General features: G+C 64.4%; 12 protein-coding genes. All 12 read left to right on the top strand.

Translation table 11 applies throughout. The annotated features are described in order from the left end of the window. The first annotated feature begins 17 nt into the window (after positions 1-17). Positions 18-1,100, top strand: coding sequence for a phospho-N-acetylmuramoyl-pentapeptide-transferase (gene mraY / locus DPM33_RS23910; protein ID WP_112099873.1), 1,083 nt, complete (start codon positions 18-20; stop codon positions 1,098-1,100). 11 nt (positions 1,101-1,111) lie between these two features. Further along, the gene (gene murD / locus DPM33_RS23915) at positions 1,112-2,515 is read left to right on the top strand and encodes a UDP-N-acetylmuramoyl-L-alanine--D-glutamate ligase (RefSeq protein ID WP_112099874.1); all 1,404 of its coding nucleotides are present in this window, start codon (positions 1,112-1,114) and stop codon (positions 2,513-2,515) included. Next, a complete protein-coding gene (ftsW, locus tag DPM33_RS23920; RefSeq protein WP_112099875.1) occupies positions 2,515-3,666 on the top strand; it encodes a putative lipid II flippase FtsW in 1,152 nt (383 codons plus the stop codon). The genes murD and ftsW overlap by 1 nt, the downstream gene beginning before the upstream one ends. Before the next feature lie 6 nt (positions 3,667-3,672). After that, positions 3,673-4,797 carry an undecaprenyldiphospho-muramoylpentapeptide beta-N-acetylglucosaminyltransferase gene (gene murG / locus DPM33_RS23925; RefSeq protein ID WP_112099876.1) on the top strand — a complete coding sequence of 375 codons (1,125 nt, stop codon included), beginning with the start codon at positions 3,673-3,675 and terminating at the stop codon, positions 4,795-4,797. Beyond that, entirely contained in the window at positions 4,794-6,200 is a 1,407-nt protein-coding gene (murC, locus tag DPM33_RS23930; RefSeq protein ID WP_112099877.1) for a UDP-N-acetylmuramate--L-alanine ligase, read from the top strand. Before murG ends, murC begins: the two co-directional genes overlap by 4 nt. Then, positions 6,197-7,162 carry a UDP-N-acetylmuramate dehydrogenase gene (murB, locus tag DPM33_RS23935; RefSeq protein WP_112099878.1) on the top strand — a complete coding sequence of 322 codons (966 nt, stop codon included), beginning with the start codon at positions 6,197-6,199 and terminating at the stop codon, positions 7,160-7,162. Before murC ends, murB begins: the two co-directional genes overlap by 4 nt. A gap of 455 nt (positions 7,163-7,617) precedes the next feature. Further along, positions 7,618-8,544 (top strand): D-alanine--D-alanine ligase, encoded by a 927-nt coding sequence (locus tag DPM33_RS23940; RefSeq protein ID WP_112099879.1) that lies wholly within the window; start codon positions 7,618-7,620, stop codon positions 8,542-8,544. Next, a complete protein-coding gene (locus DPM33_RS23945) occupies positions 8,532-9,476 on the top strand; it encodes a cell division protein FtsQ/DivIB (protein ID WP_112099880.1) in 945 nt (314 codons plus the stop codon). The genes DPM33_RS23940 and DPM33_RS23945 overlap by 13 nt, the downstream gene beginning before the upstream one ends. Beyond that, the gene (gene ftsA / locus DPM33_RS23950) at positions 9,473-10,780 is read left to right on the top strand and encodes a cell division protein FtsA (RefSeq protein WP_112099881.1); all 1,308 of its coding nucleotides are present in this window, start codon (positions 9,473-9,475) and stop codon (positions 10,778-10,780) included. The genes DPM33_RS23945 and ftsA overlap by 4 nt, the downstream gene beginning before the upstream one ends. Before the next feature lie 67 nt (positions 10,781-10,847). Beyond that, positions 10,848-12,521, top strand: a complete 1,674-nt coding sequence (ftsZ, locus tag DPM33_RS23955; RefSeq protein ID WP_112099882.1) for a cell division protein FtsZ — start codon at positions 10,848-10,850, stop codon at positions 12,519-12,521. A gap of 400 nt (positions 12,522-12,921) precedes the next feature. Further along, entirely contained in the window at positions 12,922-13,869 is a 948-nt protein-coding gene (gene lpxC, locus DPM33_RS23960; protein WP_112099883.1) for a UDP-3-O-acyl-N-acetylglucosamine deacetylase, read from the top strand. A gap of 302 nt (positions 13,870-14,171) precedes the next feature. Beyond that, positions 14,172-15,041, top strand: coding sequence for an outer membrane protein assembly factor BamD (locus DPM33_RS23965; protein WP_112100033.1), 870 nt, complete (start codon positions 14,172-14,174; stop codon positions 15,039-15,041). The last annotated feature ends 110 nt before the right edge of the window (positions 15,042-15,151 follow it).

Consider the following 15,151-nt stretch of genomic DNA (forward strand, 5'->3'; position numbering starts at 1 on the left):
CGGGGGACGGAAAGACCATGTTCACACTGCTCGTCGATTTCGCGGATCGGATCTCGTTCTTCAACGTCTTCCGCTACATCACCTTCCGCACCGGCGGCGCGCTGATCACCTCGGCGCTGATCGTCTTCATCTTCGGGCCGACGATCATCAACTCGCTGCGCCTGCGGCAAGGCAAGGGGCAGCCGATCCGCGCCGACGGCCCGCAGACCCATTTCAAGAAAGCGGGAACGCCGACCATGGGCGGCCTGATGATCCTGTCCGGCATCATCGGCTCGTCGCTCCTATGGGCGAACCTTTCCAGCATCTATGTCTGGGTGGTGCTTTTCGTCACCCTCGGCTTCGGCTCGATCGGTTTTTACGACGATTATCTCAAGGTCACCAAGCAGTCGCATCTGGGCTTTTCCGGCAAGGCGAGACTGGCGATCGAGTTCATCGTCGCCGCCATTGCGGCGTGGGTGATCATGCACAACGGTCAGGCGCCGTTCTCATCGTCGCTGACCTTCCCCTTCGCCAAGGAGTTCCTGATCAATCTCGGCTGGTTCTTCGTGCCGTTCTCGTGCTTCGTCATCGTCGGCGCTGGTAACGCGGTGAACCTGACCGACGGCCTCGACGGCCTGGCGATCGTGCCGATCATGATCGCGGCGGCGTCCTTCGGCGTCATCGCCTACCTCTCGGGCAACGCGGTGTTCGCGGAATATCTGCAGATCCACTTCGTTCCCGGCACCGGTGAACTCGCCGTCGTGCTCGGCGCGGTGATCGGCGCCGGCCTCGGTTTCCTCTGGTTCAACGCGCCGCCGGCCGCGATCTTCATGGGCGACACAGGCTCGCTGGCGATGGGCGGCCTGATCGGCACCATCGCGGTCGCCACCAAACACGAGATCGTGCTGGTCATCGTCGGCGGCCTGTTCGTGGTCGAAATCCTCTCGGTCATCATCCAGGTCGGCTACTTCAAGATGACCGGCAAGCGCGTCTTCCTGATGGCGCCGATCCATCACCATTTCGAAAAGCTCGGCTGGACCGAAAGCCAGGTGGTGATCCGCTTCTGGATCATTGCCGTCATCCTGGCGCTGGTCGGCCTGTCCACCCTCAAGCTCAGATAGGACGCTCCCGTTTGATCCCCGCCGCTTCCTTTTCAGGCAAACGCGTTTCGCTCTTCGGGCTTGGCGGTTCGGGGATTGCGACCGCGCATGCGCTGATCGCGGGCGGCGCCGAGGTGCTGGCCTGGGACGACAATCCCGACAGTGTCGCCAAGGCAGCCGCCGCTGGCATTGCGACCGGCGACCTGCGCGCCGCCGACTGGCAGCACTTCGCCGCCTTCGTCTTGTCGCCCGGCGTGCCGCTCACGCATCCGAAGCCTCATTGGACCGTGGAACTGGCGCGCGGCGCCGGCGTCGAGGTGATCGGCGACATCGAGCTGTTCTGCCGCGAGCGCATCAACCGCGCGTCGGCAGCACCCTTCATCGCGATCACCGGCACCAACGGCAAGTCGACGACGACGGCGCTGACGGCGCACATCCTGAAGTCGGCGGGCCGCGACACGCAGATGGGCGGCAATATCGGCCGCGCCATCATGACGCTCGATCCGCCCGAGCCAGAGCGGTACTATGTGGTCGAGTGCTCGTCCTACCAGATCGATCTCGCGCCCTCGATCAACCCGACCGCCGGCATCCTGCTCAACCTCACGCCCGATCATCTCGACCGACACGGCACGATGGCGCATTACGCCTCGATCAAGGAGCGGCTGGTCGCCGGCTCGGACACGGCGATCGTCGGCGTCGACGATTCCTGGGGCGCCCAGATCGCCGACCGGCTTGAGCGGGCCGGGCGACAGGTCGTCCGCATCTCCAAGCGCCTGCCGCTGACTGACGGCTATTTCGCCGACGGCACAAATCTGATGGAAGCCGTGCATGGCCGCTACAGCCGCGTCGCCTTCCTCGAAGGCATTGGCTCGCTGCGCGGCCAGCACAATGCGCAGAATGCGCTGGCCGCCGTCGTCGCCTGCCTGAAGGTCGGACTCGAACTCGGTGAGATCCAGGCCGGGCTCGAAAGCTTCCCGGGACTGGCGCATCGCATGGAACAGGTCGGCCGCAAGGACCATGTGCTGTTCGTCAACGATTCCAAAGCGACCAATGCCGATGCGGCGGCGCCCGCGCTGTCGAGCTTCCCCAACCGCATCTACTGGATCGCCGGCGGCCTGCCCAAGGAAGGCGGCATCGAGCCGCTGCGTGGTTTCTTCCCGCGCATCGCCAAGGCCTATCTGATCGGCGAGGCGGCGCCCGCCTTTTCGGCGACGCTCGGCGAGGCCGTGCCCTACGAAATATCCGGAACGCTGGCGGCGGCGGTCGAGCACGCCGCCAACGACGCGGCAAACGATAGCGGCGGCGAGGCCGTGGTGCTGCTATCGCCGGCCTGCGCCAGTTTCGACCAGTTCAAGAATTTCGAGGTTCGCGGCGAAGCCTTCAGGCAAGCTGCGACTGCTATTGATGGGGTGAAACCCATCGGAGGGCCACGTTGATGCAAAGCCGTCTCGACAAAAGTCCTGTCGCAACCTGGTGGTGGACGATCGATCGCTGGTTCCTGGCGGCATTCCTGTCGCTGATGGGGCTGGGCATCATCCTGTCCTTCGCGGCAAGCCCCGCGGTCGCCGAGCGCATCGGCCTCACCAGCTTCCACTTCGCCACCAGGCAGATCATCTTCACCATCCCCGCGCTCATCGTCATGCTTGCGGTTTCCTTCCTGCAGGCGCGGCAGATAAGGCGCATGTCGCTGGTGATGCTCTGCATCATGCTGGTGCTGATGGTGGCGGTCCTCTACATCGGCGTCGAGGTCAAGGGCGCGCGCCGATGGGTGTCGCTCGCCGGCCTTTCCATCCAGCCATCCGAGTTCCTGAAGCCGGCCTTCGTCGTCATCTGCGCCTGGCTCTTTGCCGAGCACAAGCGCCAGCCCGACATTCCCGGCAATCTGTTCGCGCTCCTGCTTCTTGTCCTGGTGGTCTCTCTTCTGGTCGCTCAGCCCGATCTCGGTCAGACCATGCTCGTGACGGGCACCTGGGGTGTCATGTTCTTCATGGCCGGCCTGCCGTGGCTGTGGATCATGGCTCTCGGCATCACCGGGGCAAGCGGTCTGTTTGCCGCCTATACGGTCTTTCCGCATGTTGCCGCGCGTATCGACAAGTTCCTCACCGGCGAAGGCGACACCTTCCAGGTCGACATGGGGCGCGAAGCGCTGATCAATGGCGGCTGGTTCGGTGTCGGTCCGGGCGAGGGCACGGTGAAGCGGGTCATCCCGGACAGCCATGCCGACTTCGTCTTTTCGGTCGCGGGCGAGGAGTTCGGCCTGATCATGTGCTTCTTCATCATGTCGATCTTCGCCTTCATCGTGCTGCGCGGCTTGAACATCGCCCTCAAGGAGCATGACGACTTCACCCGCTACGCCGTCGGCGGGCTGGTCACCGTGTTCGGCCTGCAATCGGCCATCAACATGTGCGTCAACCTGCAACTGATGCCGGCCAAGGGCATGACGTTACCCTTCATCTCCTATGGCGGCTCCTCGCAGATCGCCATCGCCGTCTCGATGGGCATGGTGCTGGCATTGACACGCAAGCGGCCGGAAAAGCGCAAGCAGATGGGCTTCGTCCTGGCGCAGCGCGCCACGCCGGCGGAATGAGGCGGGATGGCAAAGGGTGTCATCCTGCTTGCTGCCGGTGGAACGGGCGGACATCTGTTCCCGGCCGAGGCGCTTGCGCATGAGCTGATCGAACGCGGCTGGAAGGTGCATCTTGCCACCGACCGTCGCGCCGAGCGCTATTCCGGCCAGTTTCCCGCCGCCGACATCCACGCGATCCCGTCGGCGACACTGGGCTCGAAGAATCCGGTCGCCGTGACCTCGGCCTTCTGGAAGATCTGGCAAGGCGTGCGCGAAGCAGGACGCGTCATCGCCAGGATCAAGCCTGACGCGGTCGTCGGCTTCGGCGGCTATCCGACGCTGCCGCCGCTCTATGCCGCGACAAGGCGCAGGGTGCCGACGCTGATCCATGAGCAGAACGCGGTCATGGGCCGCGCCAACAAGGCGCTTGCCAGTCGCGTCGATGCGATTGCCGGCGGCTTCCTGCCGGAGGGTGCAAGCGCGGAAGGTGCAAAGACGGTGACCACCGGCAATCCGGTCAGGCCGCAGGTGCGCGAGGCGGCGAAGACGCCTTACGTGGCATCGAACGAAGGCGAGCCATTCCGCTTCCTGGTGTTCGGCGGCAGCCAGGGGGCGCAATTCTTTTCCGATGCCGTTCCGGCGGCGATCGCGCTGTTGCCGGAAGACCTGCGCAAGCGGCTGACGATCACCCAGCAGGCGCGCGCCGAGGATGTGGCGCGGGTGAAGGCCGCTTACGCCGATCTCGGCGTCGACGCCCAGGTCTCGCCCTTCTTCACCGACATGGCGGCGCGCATGGCGGCGGCGCATCTGGTGATGTCGCGCTCCGGCGCCTCGACGGTTTCGGAAATCGCCGTCATCGGCCGGCCGGCGTTGCTGGTACCTTACCCACACGCGCTCGACCACGACCAGGCGGCGAATGCCGCCGCACTTGCCGCCGCGGGCGGCGCCGAGCTTCATCCGCAGTCGACGCTGTCGGCCGAACGGATTGCCGAGCTGGTCGCCGGGCTGATCAAGGATCCGAACCGGCTGGCGACCATGGCCGCCGCGGCCCGCTCCGCCGGCAAACCCGACGCGGCGCGGTTGCTCGCAGATCTGACAGAGGCTATTGCGTCCGGCAAAACGGTCTCAGATTACAGGAGGACGCGCGCATGAAGATGCCGCAGACGATCGGCCTCGTGCATTTCATCGGCATCGGCGGCATCGGCATGAGCGGCATCGCCGAGGTGCTGCACAATCTCGGCTACAAGGTGCAAGGTTCCGACCAGGCCGACGGCGCCAACGTGCAGCGGCTGCGCGACAAGGGCATCGAATGCTTCGTCGGCCACAGGGCCGAAAATCTCGGCGAGGCCGAAGTCGTTGTCGTCTCGACCGCGATCAAGAAGTCCAACCCTGAGCTAAAGGCCGCGCGCGAAAAGCTTTTGCCGATCGTGCGCCGGGCCGAGATGCTGGCCGAGCTGATGCGCTTTCGTCAGGCGGTCGCCATCGGCGGCACGCATGGCAAGACGACCACCACCTCGATGGTGGCGACGCTGCTCGAAGCCGGCGGGCTCGACCCGACCGTCATCAATGGCGGCATCATCAACGCTTACGGCACCAATGCGCGCATGGGCGACGGCGAGTGGATGGTGGTCGAAGCCGACGAGAGCGACGGCACGTTCCTCAAGCTGCCGGCCGACATCGCCGTCGTCACCAACATCGATCCCGAGCATCTCGACCACTATGGCAGCTTCGACAAGGTGCGCGAAGCTTTCCGCCAGTTCGTCGAGAACGTGCCGTTCTACGGCTTCGGCGTGATGTGCACCGACCATCCGGAAGTGCAGGCGCTGGTCGGCCGCATCGAGGACCGGCGCGTCATCACCTATGGCGAGAACGCGCAGGCCGACGTGCGCTTCTCCAATCACCGCATGCAGGGCGCGACCTCGGAGTTCGATGTGGTGATCCGCGACCGCAAGGGGCGCGGCACCTCGATCATCGAGGGGCTGCGGCTGCCGATGCCTGGTCGGCACAACGTGTCCAACGCGACTGCGGCGATCGCGGTCGCGCACGAGCTTGGCCTGTCGGCTGAAGCGATCAAGAAGGGGCTGTCGTCGTTTGCCGGCGTCAAGCGACGCTTTACCCATACCGGGTCCTGGAACGGTGTCGAGGTGTTCGACGATTACGGCCACCACCCGGTCGAGATCGCGGCGGTGCTGAAGGCGGCGCGCAGCGCGACCAATGGGCGGGTGATCGCCATCGCGCAGCCGCATCGCTTCACCCGCCTGCACGATCTCTTCAACGAATTCTCCGTCTGCTTCAACGACGCCGACACGGTGATGGTGGCGCCGGTCTATGCGGCAGGCGAGGAGCCTATCGAAGGCGTGACCTCCGACGCGCTGGTGTCGCGCATCCGCTCCGGCGGCCACCGCGACGCGCGCTTTATCGACGGCCCGGCGGCGATCGCGCCGGCCATTCGCGAGCTGGCCAAGCCCGGCGATTTCGTCGTGTTCCTCGGCGCCGGCAACATCACGCAATGGGCCTATGCGCTGCCCAAGGAACTCGGTGGTACGCCCTCATGATGCGCGGCCAGGATCTCATCGACAAGCTTGGCGACCGGCTTGCCGGCCTGCGCGGCCGCATCACGCCGAACGCCGAAATGGACAAGATCACCTGGTTCCGGGCCGGCGGCCTGGCGGAGGCGCTGTTCCAGCCCGCCGACGAGGAAGACCTGGCGGCCTTTCTGCGCGCGGTGCCGGAAGAGGTGCCGGTCATGGTGGTTGGCGTCGGCTCGAATCTTCTGGTGCGCGACGGCGGCATTCCGGGTTTTGTCGTCAGGCTCTCGGCCAAGGGTTTTGGCGAGGCCGAAGTTGTTTCGTCGATCGGCATCAAGGCGGGTGCTGCTACGCCCGACAAGCGCCTCGCAGCGGTTGCCTATGAGGCCGGGATTGGTGGCTTCCATTTCTATCACGGTATTCCCGGCGCCGTTGGCGGGGCGCTACGAATGAATGCGGGTGCCAATGGCGTCGAGACGCGGGAGCGCGTGGTCGAGGTGACTGCGCTGGATCGCAAAGGCAATATCCACACGTTGCTCACCGACGATATGGGCTACGCCTATCGTCATTCGTCCGCGCCCACCGGGCTGATCTTCACCTCCGCCATTTTCGAAGGGTTTCCGGAAGACAAGGCGGCAATCAAGGCGGCAATGGACGCCGTGCAGAACCATCGCGAGACCGTGCAGCCGATCCGCGAGAAGACCGGCGGCTCGACCTTCAAGAATCCGGAAGGCACTTCGGCCTGGAAGGAGATCGACAAGGCCGGCTGCCGCGGGCTGATGATCGGCGGCGCGCAGATGTCGCCGATGCATTGCAACTTCATGATCAACACCGGCACCGCGACCGGCTACGACCTCGAATATCTCGGCGAGACGGTGCGGGCGCGCGTGCTCGAGAAATCCGGCATCCGGCTGCACTGGGAGATCAAGCGCCTCGGCAATTTCAGGCCAGGTCACGCTGTGCAGGAGTTCCTCGGACAGCTCCTTTGAGGTGCGTTGACATCCAGGTGATGCCGGCCTGCAAACGGCGGCCTCCTGCGCTTCCGGTGCTCACGTACTTTTAGTACGCTCCGCTCCGGTTCTCGGATGCCACCGTTTTCGGCTCGTCCTGACCTGAATCTCAACGCACCTCAGCGCTTCGTGAAGTTCACGTAGTACTTGAACTTCGGCGCTCCGCGGCGACGTCAACCGTTGCTGCAAAGACTCAACGACACACTTTTCTCCGCTGTTTTCGCGGAAAGTGAATCTCTCGGAATCATAGGCACTTGCCAGCGAATCAACTCTCTGATTCTCTGCCCTAAAGCGTTTCCTGATTTGAGTCGTTCGGCGCGTTCAGTCGCGTTTTCCGTCTGGGGGGCAACCTGCCGGAAGACTCGGACTCAATGCTCGGGAATGTGATGCGGGAATATCGGTTGCAGGCCCGGCGTGAGAGGGGATGACGGGAAATGAAGAAGAAGCATGTGGCTGTTCTCCTCGGTGGATTCTCCTCGGAGCGGCCCGTGTCTCTGTCCTCGGGGAAGGCATGTGCGGATGCGCTCGAGAATGAAGGCTATCAGGTCACCCGCGTCGATGTTTCGCGCGATGTCGGGTCTGTGCTCGCCGAACTCAAGCCCGACGTTGCCTTCAATGCGCTGCACGGCCCGTTCGGCGAGGATGGCACCATCCAGGGAATTCTCGAATATCTCGGAATTCCCTACACCCATTCGGGCGTGCTCGCATCGGCGCTGGCCATGAACAAGGAGCAGGCGAAGAAAGTCGCCAGGGCGGCCGGCATTCCGGTCGCGGAATCCAAGGTGGTCAACCGCTTCGCCATCCATAACAAGCATCCGATGAAGCCGCCCTATGTGGTCAAGCCGGTCAACGAAGGGTCGAGCTTCGGCGTCGTCATCGTGCATGAGGGGCAGTCGCATCCGCCGCAGGTGATCGGCTCGACGGAGTGGAAATATGGCGAGATCGTCATGGTCGAGCGCTACGTGCATGGACGCGAATTGACCTGCGCGGTGATGGGCGATGTGGCGCTCGGCGTCTGCGAGATCATTCCGACCGGGCATTCCTTCTACGACTACGATTCAAAATACGTTCCCGGCGGATCAAAACACGAAATCCCTGCTAAAATTTCACCGAATATTTACCAAAAAATACAGACACTGGCCCTCAAGGCTCATCTTGCCATCGGTTGCCGGGGCGTCTCCCGGTCGGACTTCCGTTACGACGACCGCCACTCCGAAAACGGCGAGGTTGTCTGGCTTGAGGTCAACACCCAGCCGGGCATGACGCCGACGTCTCTGGTGCCTGAGATTGCCGCGCAAGCGGGGCACTCGTTCGGCGATTTGTTGAGTTGGATGGTGGAGGACGCTTCGTGTCTGCGTTGAGGTGGGGGCAGGGTGATGGCGGCGGCGCGGCTGGTTTCGCGCTGTTCGGCATGTCGCTGTCATTCGACCGTTTCGTGTTGCCGCGTCAGCTTCGCCGGCCGGTGCGGGTGCTGGGGCGCCTGTGCGGCGGCGAGTATGAGGCGCCGCGCTTTTCCGCGGCGATCCTTTCCGCCGCGCTCATCGCGTCCAGCAGCGCCTATGGCGCTTATCTCGGCGGCTACACCGACAGTATCGTGCAGGGCATCACGGCCCGTACAGGCTTTGCAGTCGACCAGATCAAGGTGGTCGGCAACCGCCAGACGTCCGAAATCGACGTGCTCGACCGGCTCGGTCTCGACGGCTGGACCTCGCTGATCGGCTTCGATGCCGAAGCGGCGCGCGAGCGCATCGCGACGCTGCCCTGGGTCGAGGGCGCGGCGGTGCGCAAGATCTATCCGCACACGCTGGAAGTTCGCATCGAGGAGCGCGAGGCCTTCGCGCTCTGGCAGCAGGGGGCTTCGGTGTCGGTCATCGAGCGGTCGGGTGAAGTGATCGTGCCGTTCTCGGGCGGTAAGCAGACGCAGCTGCCGCTGATCATCGGCACGGGCGCGCCGGCAATGGCGCCGGCCTTTTTCGAGAAGATCAAGCGCTATCCGGCACTCGCGGCTCGGATCAAAGGCTATATCCGGGTCGGCGAGCGGCGCTGGGATTTGAGGCTTGAAAACGGCATCACGATCAAGCTGCCGGAAGACGGCGAGGACCAGGCGGTCGCCGAGCTCGTCAAGATCGACCATGACAACGGGCTTTTGACGCGCGACATCGCCGCCGTCGACATGCGGCTCCCCGACCGGCTGGTCGTGGAGCTTTCGCCGGAAGCCGCGACGCAGCGCGAAGCAGCGCTCAGCGACAAGCCGAAGAACCTGGCCAAGCGCAAGGCGGGGACAAAGATATGAACTGGCTTGGCGGCAGTGCCGATGCTTCTTCGCGCCGGTCGGGCACGCTCACGGTGCTCGATGTCGGCTCCAGCAAGGTTTGCTGCGTGGTGGCGAAGCTCAAGCCGAACGAGGACGGCAAGCTGCTGCGCGGGCGTTCGCACCGCATCCAGGTGATCGGCATCGGCCATCAGAAATCGCAGGGCGTGAAGTCGGGCGTGGTGGTCGATCTCGACCGCGCCGAACATGCCATTCGCCTGGCCGTCGACGCGGCCGAGCGCATGGCCGGGCTTACGGTCGATTCCCTCATCGTCAACATGACGGCGGGCCGGCTGAAGAGCGAAGCCTTCTCGGCGACCATCAATCTCGGCGGCCATGAGGTCGAGGAGGTCGACATCAAGCGCGTGCTCGCCGCCGGCGCCAAGCAGGCACTGAGGGCCGAGCGCGAGGTGATCCATTCGCTGCCGGTCGGTTTCTTGCTCGATGCCGAGCGCGGCATGCGCGATCCGCGCGGCATGGTCGGTGATGCGCTTGGCGTCGACATGCATGTGCTGACGGGCGATGCGGCACCGATGCGCAATCTGGAGCTTTGCATCAACCGTTCGCATCTGTCTGTCGAGCGCATGGTGGCGACGCCCTATGCCAGCGGGCTTGCCTCGCTGGTCGACGACGAACTCGAAATGGGCGCCGCCTGCATCGACATGGGTGGCGGCACGACGACCATTTCGGTGTTCTCGGAAGGCAAGTTCGTCCATGGCGACGCCATAGCCATCGGCGGCAACCATGTGACGCTCGACATGGCCAAGGGCCTGTCGACCTCGCTCGATGCCGCGGAGCGGCTGAAAGTGATGCATGGTTCGGCGCTGCCCGGCAGCGCCGACGACCGCGACCTCGTTTCGATCCAGCCGATCGGCGAGGAAGGCGACGTGCCGCTGCAGATCCCGCGCTCGGTGATGACGCGCATCATCCGCGCCCGCATCGACGAGACGCTGGAGCTTCTGCGCGACCGGCTGAACAAGTCCGGCTACGGCAATGCCGTCGGCAAGCGCGTCGTGCTGACCGGCGGCGCCAGCCAGCTCTCCGGCCTGCCGGAAGCGGCGCGCCGCATTCTCGGGCGCAATGTGCGCATCGGCCGGCCGCTCGGCGTGGCGGGCCTGCCGGAAGCGGCCAAGGGACCGGCTTTCTCGACCCCGGTCGGACTGATGATCTATCCGCAGATGGCGAGCTTCGAGAGCCATTCGGCGAAAGGACTTTCCGGTTTCAGGATGACCGGGACGGGCGGAAAACTGCATCGCATGAGTCAGTGGTTGAGAGACAGTTTTTAATTTGACGGGGACAGCCCCATAGGCGGCCGCAGCGGCGAGGCGGCGGGAAAGGCAAAGGACGGAGACAATGACCATCAATCTGCAAAAGCCGGACATCACCGAGCTTAAGCCCCGCATCACCGTGTTCGGTGTCGGCGGCGGCGGCGGCAATGCCGTGAACAACATGATCACAGCCGGCTTGCGCGGCGTCGAGTTCGTGGTGGCCAACACCGATGCTCAGGCGCTGACCATGTCGAAGGCCGAGCGGCTGATCCAGCTCGGCGCGCATGTCACCGAGGGTCTCGGCGCCGGCTCGCAGCCGGAAGTCGGCCGCGCGGCGGCGGAAGAGTGCATCGACGAGATCATCGATCACCTGTCCAACACCCATATGTGCTTCGTCACCGCCGGCATGGGCGGCGGCACCGGCACGGGCGCTGCTCCGGTCGTTGCCCGCGCGGCGCGCGAGAAGGGCATCCTCACCGTGGGCGTCGTCACCAAGCCGTTCCACTTCGAAGGCCAGCGCCGCATGAAGACGGCCGACATGGGCATCGAGGAATTGCAGAAATGCGTCGACACCCTGATCGTCATCCCCAACCAGAACCTGTTCCGGCTGGCCAATGACAAGACCACCTTCGCCGATGCCTTCGCCATGGCCGACCAGGTGCTCTATTCTGGCGTTGCCTGCATTACCGACCTGATGGTCAAGGAAGGCCTGATCAACCTCGACTTCGCCGACGTCCGTTCCGTGATGCGCGAGATGGGCAAGGCGATGATGGGCACTGGCGAGGCTTCGGGCGAGGGCCGCGCGATGGCCGCGGCCGAAGCCGCGATCGCCAACCCGCTGCTCGACGAGACCTCGATGAAGGGCGCCAAGGGCCTGCTGATCTCGATCACAGGCGGCCGCGACCTGACCCTGTTCGAAGTCGACGAAGCCGCGACCCGCATCCGCGAGGAGGTCGACCAGGACGCCAACATCATCCTGGGCGCTACTTTCGACGAGGAGCTGGAAGGCGTGATCCGCGTGTCGGTCGTCGCCACCGGCATCGACAAGTCGGCCGCCGAAATCGCCGCGGCGCCGATCTCGATCCGCGCGCCGCAGAAGCCGGCCGCCCGTCCGGTGGCTCCGGCCGCTGAAATCCGCCCGGCGCCAGTGCAGCAGCAGGCCTACGAGCCCCGCGCGGTCGATCCGGTCGCCGAGGCAATCCAGCTTGCCGAGGCAAACGCCGCCGCCATGGCGCAGCCGCGTCAGGCCCCGGTCGACGACTTCCGGCCGCAGAGCAAGATCTTCCAGGCTCCGCCGGCGCAGCCGCAGCCACAGCCTGTGGTGCCGCAGCAGGTCATGCAGCAGCCCGCGCCGCAGCGCGAGATGCCGCAGCGCGAGATGCCGCAGCCGGTGGCCGCGGCGCCGCAGCGCATGCCGCGCGTGGAAGATTTTCCGCCGGTGGTAAGGGCCGAGGTCGAAGCCAAGACCCGCCCGGCGGATCATGAGAACAGCGGTCCGATGGGGCTGATCAAGCGGCTGACCAACGGCCTTACGCGCCGCGAGGAAGAGCCGGCCCGGCTCCAGCCGGCCCAGCCGCGCGAACCGAAGCTGCGCCAGGCCGCGCCGGAAATGCGCCGTCTCGCCAGCCAGGATCCGCAGCTCTACGCGCCGCGCCGGGGCCAGCTCGACGAGCAGGGCCGGCTGACGCCGCAGGCCCGCACGGTCCAGGAAGACGATCAGCTGGAGATTCCGGCGTTCCTGCGCCGCCAGGCCAACTGATTTGATCGGCAGGTCGCCGATCGTCGATACAGCGTGCCGCTGATCGTCGATACAACGTACCGTTGATCGTTAACGATATATAACGGTTGTTAACAGGCAGACGACAAATCGTCTGCCTGTTGCTTTTTAAAGCGTATTGAAAACAATGCGTTACGGGCCTGTCCTCGCGTCTTCCCGTGGTTACACGAGGTAAGAAACCGTGATTTGGAGTCTCCGGGGCGGGCCATTATCTTCGCCTCGGACTAAAGTCGGCTTGCCGGGATTCGGGGAGTAGCACTGCCTGCCGATCAGAAAGAGCCGCATGCTCTTGCTTATTTTGCCGCCTTTGCGCGAGCGCCAGACCATCCATCTGGCTGCAAGATACCCAAGGCCGATCGAGCGGACGCAAGCATTAGGGCGCATGGGGTTACTCTTGCACGACTATCAGACGACAGTGAAATCGCGCGCGACGCTGACTGGCATCGGCGTCCATAGCGGCACCCCAGTCACCGTTCAGTTCCTGCCGGCCGACGCCGACACGGGTATCGTCTTCCATCTTTCGAATGGCAGCGGGAGCGGCGAGTTCCGTGCTCTCGTCGCCGAAGTCGGTGCCACCGATCTTTGCACGATGCTCGGCGATCCGGCAGGCGAGCATATCGGCACGGTCGAGCACCTGATGGCCACGGTGTTCGGTCTTGGCATAGACAACCTCGTCATCGAGATCGACGGTTCGGAAGTCCCGATTCTCGACGGCAGCGCCATGGCCTTCGTCGAAGCCATCGACCAGGCGGGCATCGAGACGCTGGCCGTGAAGCGGCGCTATATCCGCGTCGTCAAGCCGGTGCGCGTGGAAGCCGGTGCGTCCTGGGCGGAGTTCCGCCCCTATGACGGCACGCGCTTCGAGGTCGAGATCGATTTCGAAAGCCCGGCGATCGGCCGCCAGCAATTCGCCTCCGACATCAACCCCGACATCTTCCGCCGCGACATCGCGCGCGCCCGCACCTTCGGCTTCATGAAGGATGTCGAGCGGCTGTGGGCCGCCGGCTACGCGCTCGGCTCGTCCCTGGAGAATTCGCTGGTCATCGGTGACGACAACCGCGTCATCAATGTCGGGGGGTTGCGCTATCCCAATGAATTCGCCCGCCACAAGACGCTCGATGCGATGGGCGATCTGGCATTGGCCGGCGCGCGCTTCATCGGGTGCTTCCGTTCCTATCGCGGCGGCCACCGGATGAACGCCTCGGCATTGCGCCGGCTGCTTTCCGACCGGACGGCTTTCGAGATCGTCGAGACGCGGCGCCGCGAGCGCGGCCGCGTCGCCGAGATGATCGCCGTCAGCGGGCCGGTCTACGCGCCCTGGGTCATCTGAGGCGGTTTCGCGTCACAGACCTCGGCCGCGGCGTTTCCAGGCCTTGCAGCATGTAACGGTTCCTTTGCCACCTTCTGGCAGGGTTTGCGAAGGATATCGCAAGACGCGGCCGCCGGTTTGATCCGGGGCCGGGTGGTGTGGTAATAATACATCACCGGGGCACCAAATCGCGCTCAGATCGCGGCGTCCGGCAGCCGCCACAAAAATGTGCGATTGGCCGGACATAGCGTTGCCGGGCAAGGGGATAATGGTTTATGGCTTCGGCCCGGACCGAAACGACGCCGAAGGGGCGGAATTCAAACATGTTTTTTTCGCGAGTTGGTCAATCGGTAGCGCCGCGTCGAGGTGTTTTGTTGGCGCTGTCGGTGGTTGCTCCCACGCTCGTGCTGTCGGCCTGCATGTCTTCCGAGAAGGATGTCAACCTGGCGACCTACGTCGACCAGACCGAACCGGCCGACGTTCTCTACAACCAGGGCTTGGCCAACATGAATGCCGGCCGCCTCGATGAGGCGAGCAAGAAGTTCGACGCCGTCGACCGCCAGCATCCCTATTCCGAATTCGCCCGCAAATCGATGGTGATGGGCGCTTTCGCCGATTATCGCGGTGGCAACTATGACGAGGCGATCGGCACCGCGAAGCGCTATCTGACGCTTTATCCGTCGACCGACGAGGCCGCCTACGCGCAATACATCATCGGTTTGAGCTATTACCGGCAGATCAAGGACGTCACCCAGGACCAGAAGGAAGCGCGCCAGACCATACAGACCATGCAGGAACTGGTGACGCGCTGGCCGGACTCCGAATATGTCCCCGACGCCAAGGACAAGATCCGCTTCGCCAACGACCAACTCGCCGGCAAGGAGATGCAGATCGGCCGCTACTATCTCGAGCGCCGCGATTACATCGCCGCCGTGAAGCGCTTCCGCACCGTCGTCGAGAACTATTCCAACACCCGCCATGTCGAGGAGGCGCTCGCGCGCCTGACCGAGTCCTACTATGCCATGGGCCTGACGTCGGAAGCGCAGACGGCCGCCGCGGTGCTCGGCAACAACTATCCTGACAGCCAGTGGTACAAGGATTCCTACAAGCTCCTGCAGAGCAACGGGCTTGCGCCGCGCGAAAATGCCGGGTCGTGGATATCCAAGGCCGGAAAGCTGATCACCGGCGCCTGAAGCTTGCGGACTGGCTGAGGCGTATGTCGCGCTTTTCGGATTGATCCGGCGCAAAAACAAAAAGATAGTGCGGCGCTGCGACTCCCTATGGTCGCATGCCACTTGAGGTG

Origin of the sequence: Mesorhizobium hawassense (assembly GCF_003289945.1) — a bacterium.
In the GTDB taxonomy this organism is placed as follows: domain Bacteria; phylum Pseudomonadota; class Alphaproteobacteria; order Rhizobiales; family Rhizobiaceae; genus Mesorhizobium; species Mesorhizobium hawassense.

What these genes read in the sequence shown, in the direction of transcription:
- ftsZ (WP_112099882.1), top strand. Translation starts at nt 10,848, where the DNA reads ATGACCATCAATCTGCAAAAGCCGGACATCACCGAGCTTAAGCCCCGC.
- murG (WP_112099876.1), top strand. Translation starts at nt 3,673, where the DNA reads ATGGCAAAGGGTGTCATCCTGCTTGCTGCCGGTGGAACGGGCGGACAT.
- DPM33_RS23965 (WP_112100033.1), top strand. Translation starts at nt 14,172, where the DNA reads ATGTTTTTTTCGCGAGTTGGTCAATCGGTAGCGCCGCGTCGAGGTGTT.
- mraY (WP_112099873.1), top strand. Translation starts at nt 18, where the DNA reads ATGTTCACACTGCTCGTCGATTTCGCGGATCGGATCTCGTTCTTCAAC.
- murB (WP_112099878.1), top strand. Translation starts at nt 6,197, where the DNA reads ATGATGCGCGGCCAGGATCTCATCGACAAGCTTGGCGACCGGCTTGCC.
- DPM33_RS23940 (WP_112099879.1), top strand. Translation starts at nt 7,618, where the DNA reads ATGAAGAAGAAGCATGTGGCTGTTCTCCTCGGTGGATTCTCCTCGGAG.
- lpxC (WP_112099883.1), top strand. Translation starts at nt 12,922, where the DNA reads ATGGGGTTACTCTTGCACGACTATCAGACGACAGTGAAATCGCGCGCG.
- ftsW (WP_112099875.1), top strand. Translation starts at nt 2,515, where the DNA reads ATGCAAAGCCGTCTCGACAAAAGTCCTGTCGCAACCTGGTGGTGGACG.
- ftsA (WP_112099881.1), top strand. Translation starts at nt 9,473, where the DNA reads ATGAACTGGCTTGGCGGCAGTGCCGATGCTTCTTCGCGCCGGTCGGGC.
- murC (WP_112099877.1), top strand. Translation starts at nt 4,794, where the DNA reads ATGAAGATGCCGCAGACGATCGGCCTCGTGCATTTCATCGGCATCGGC.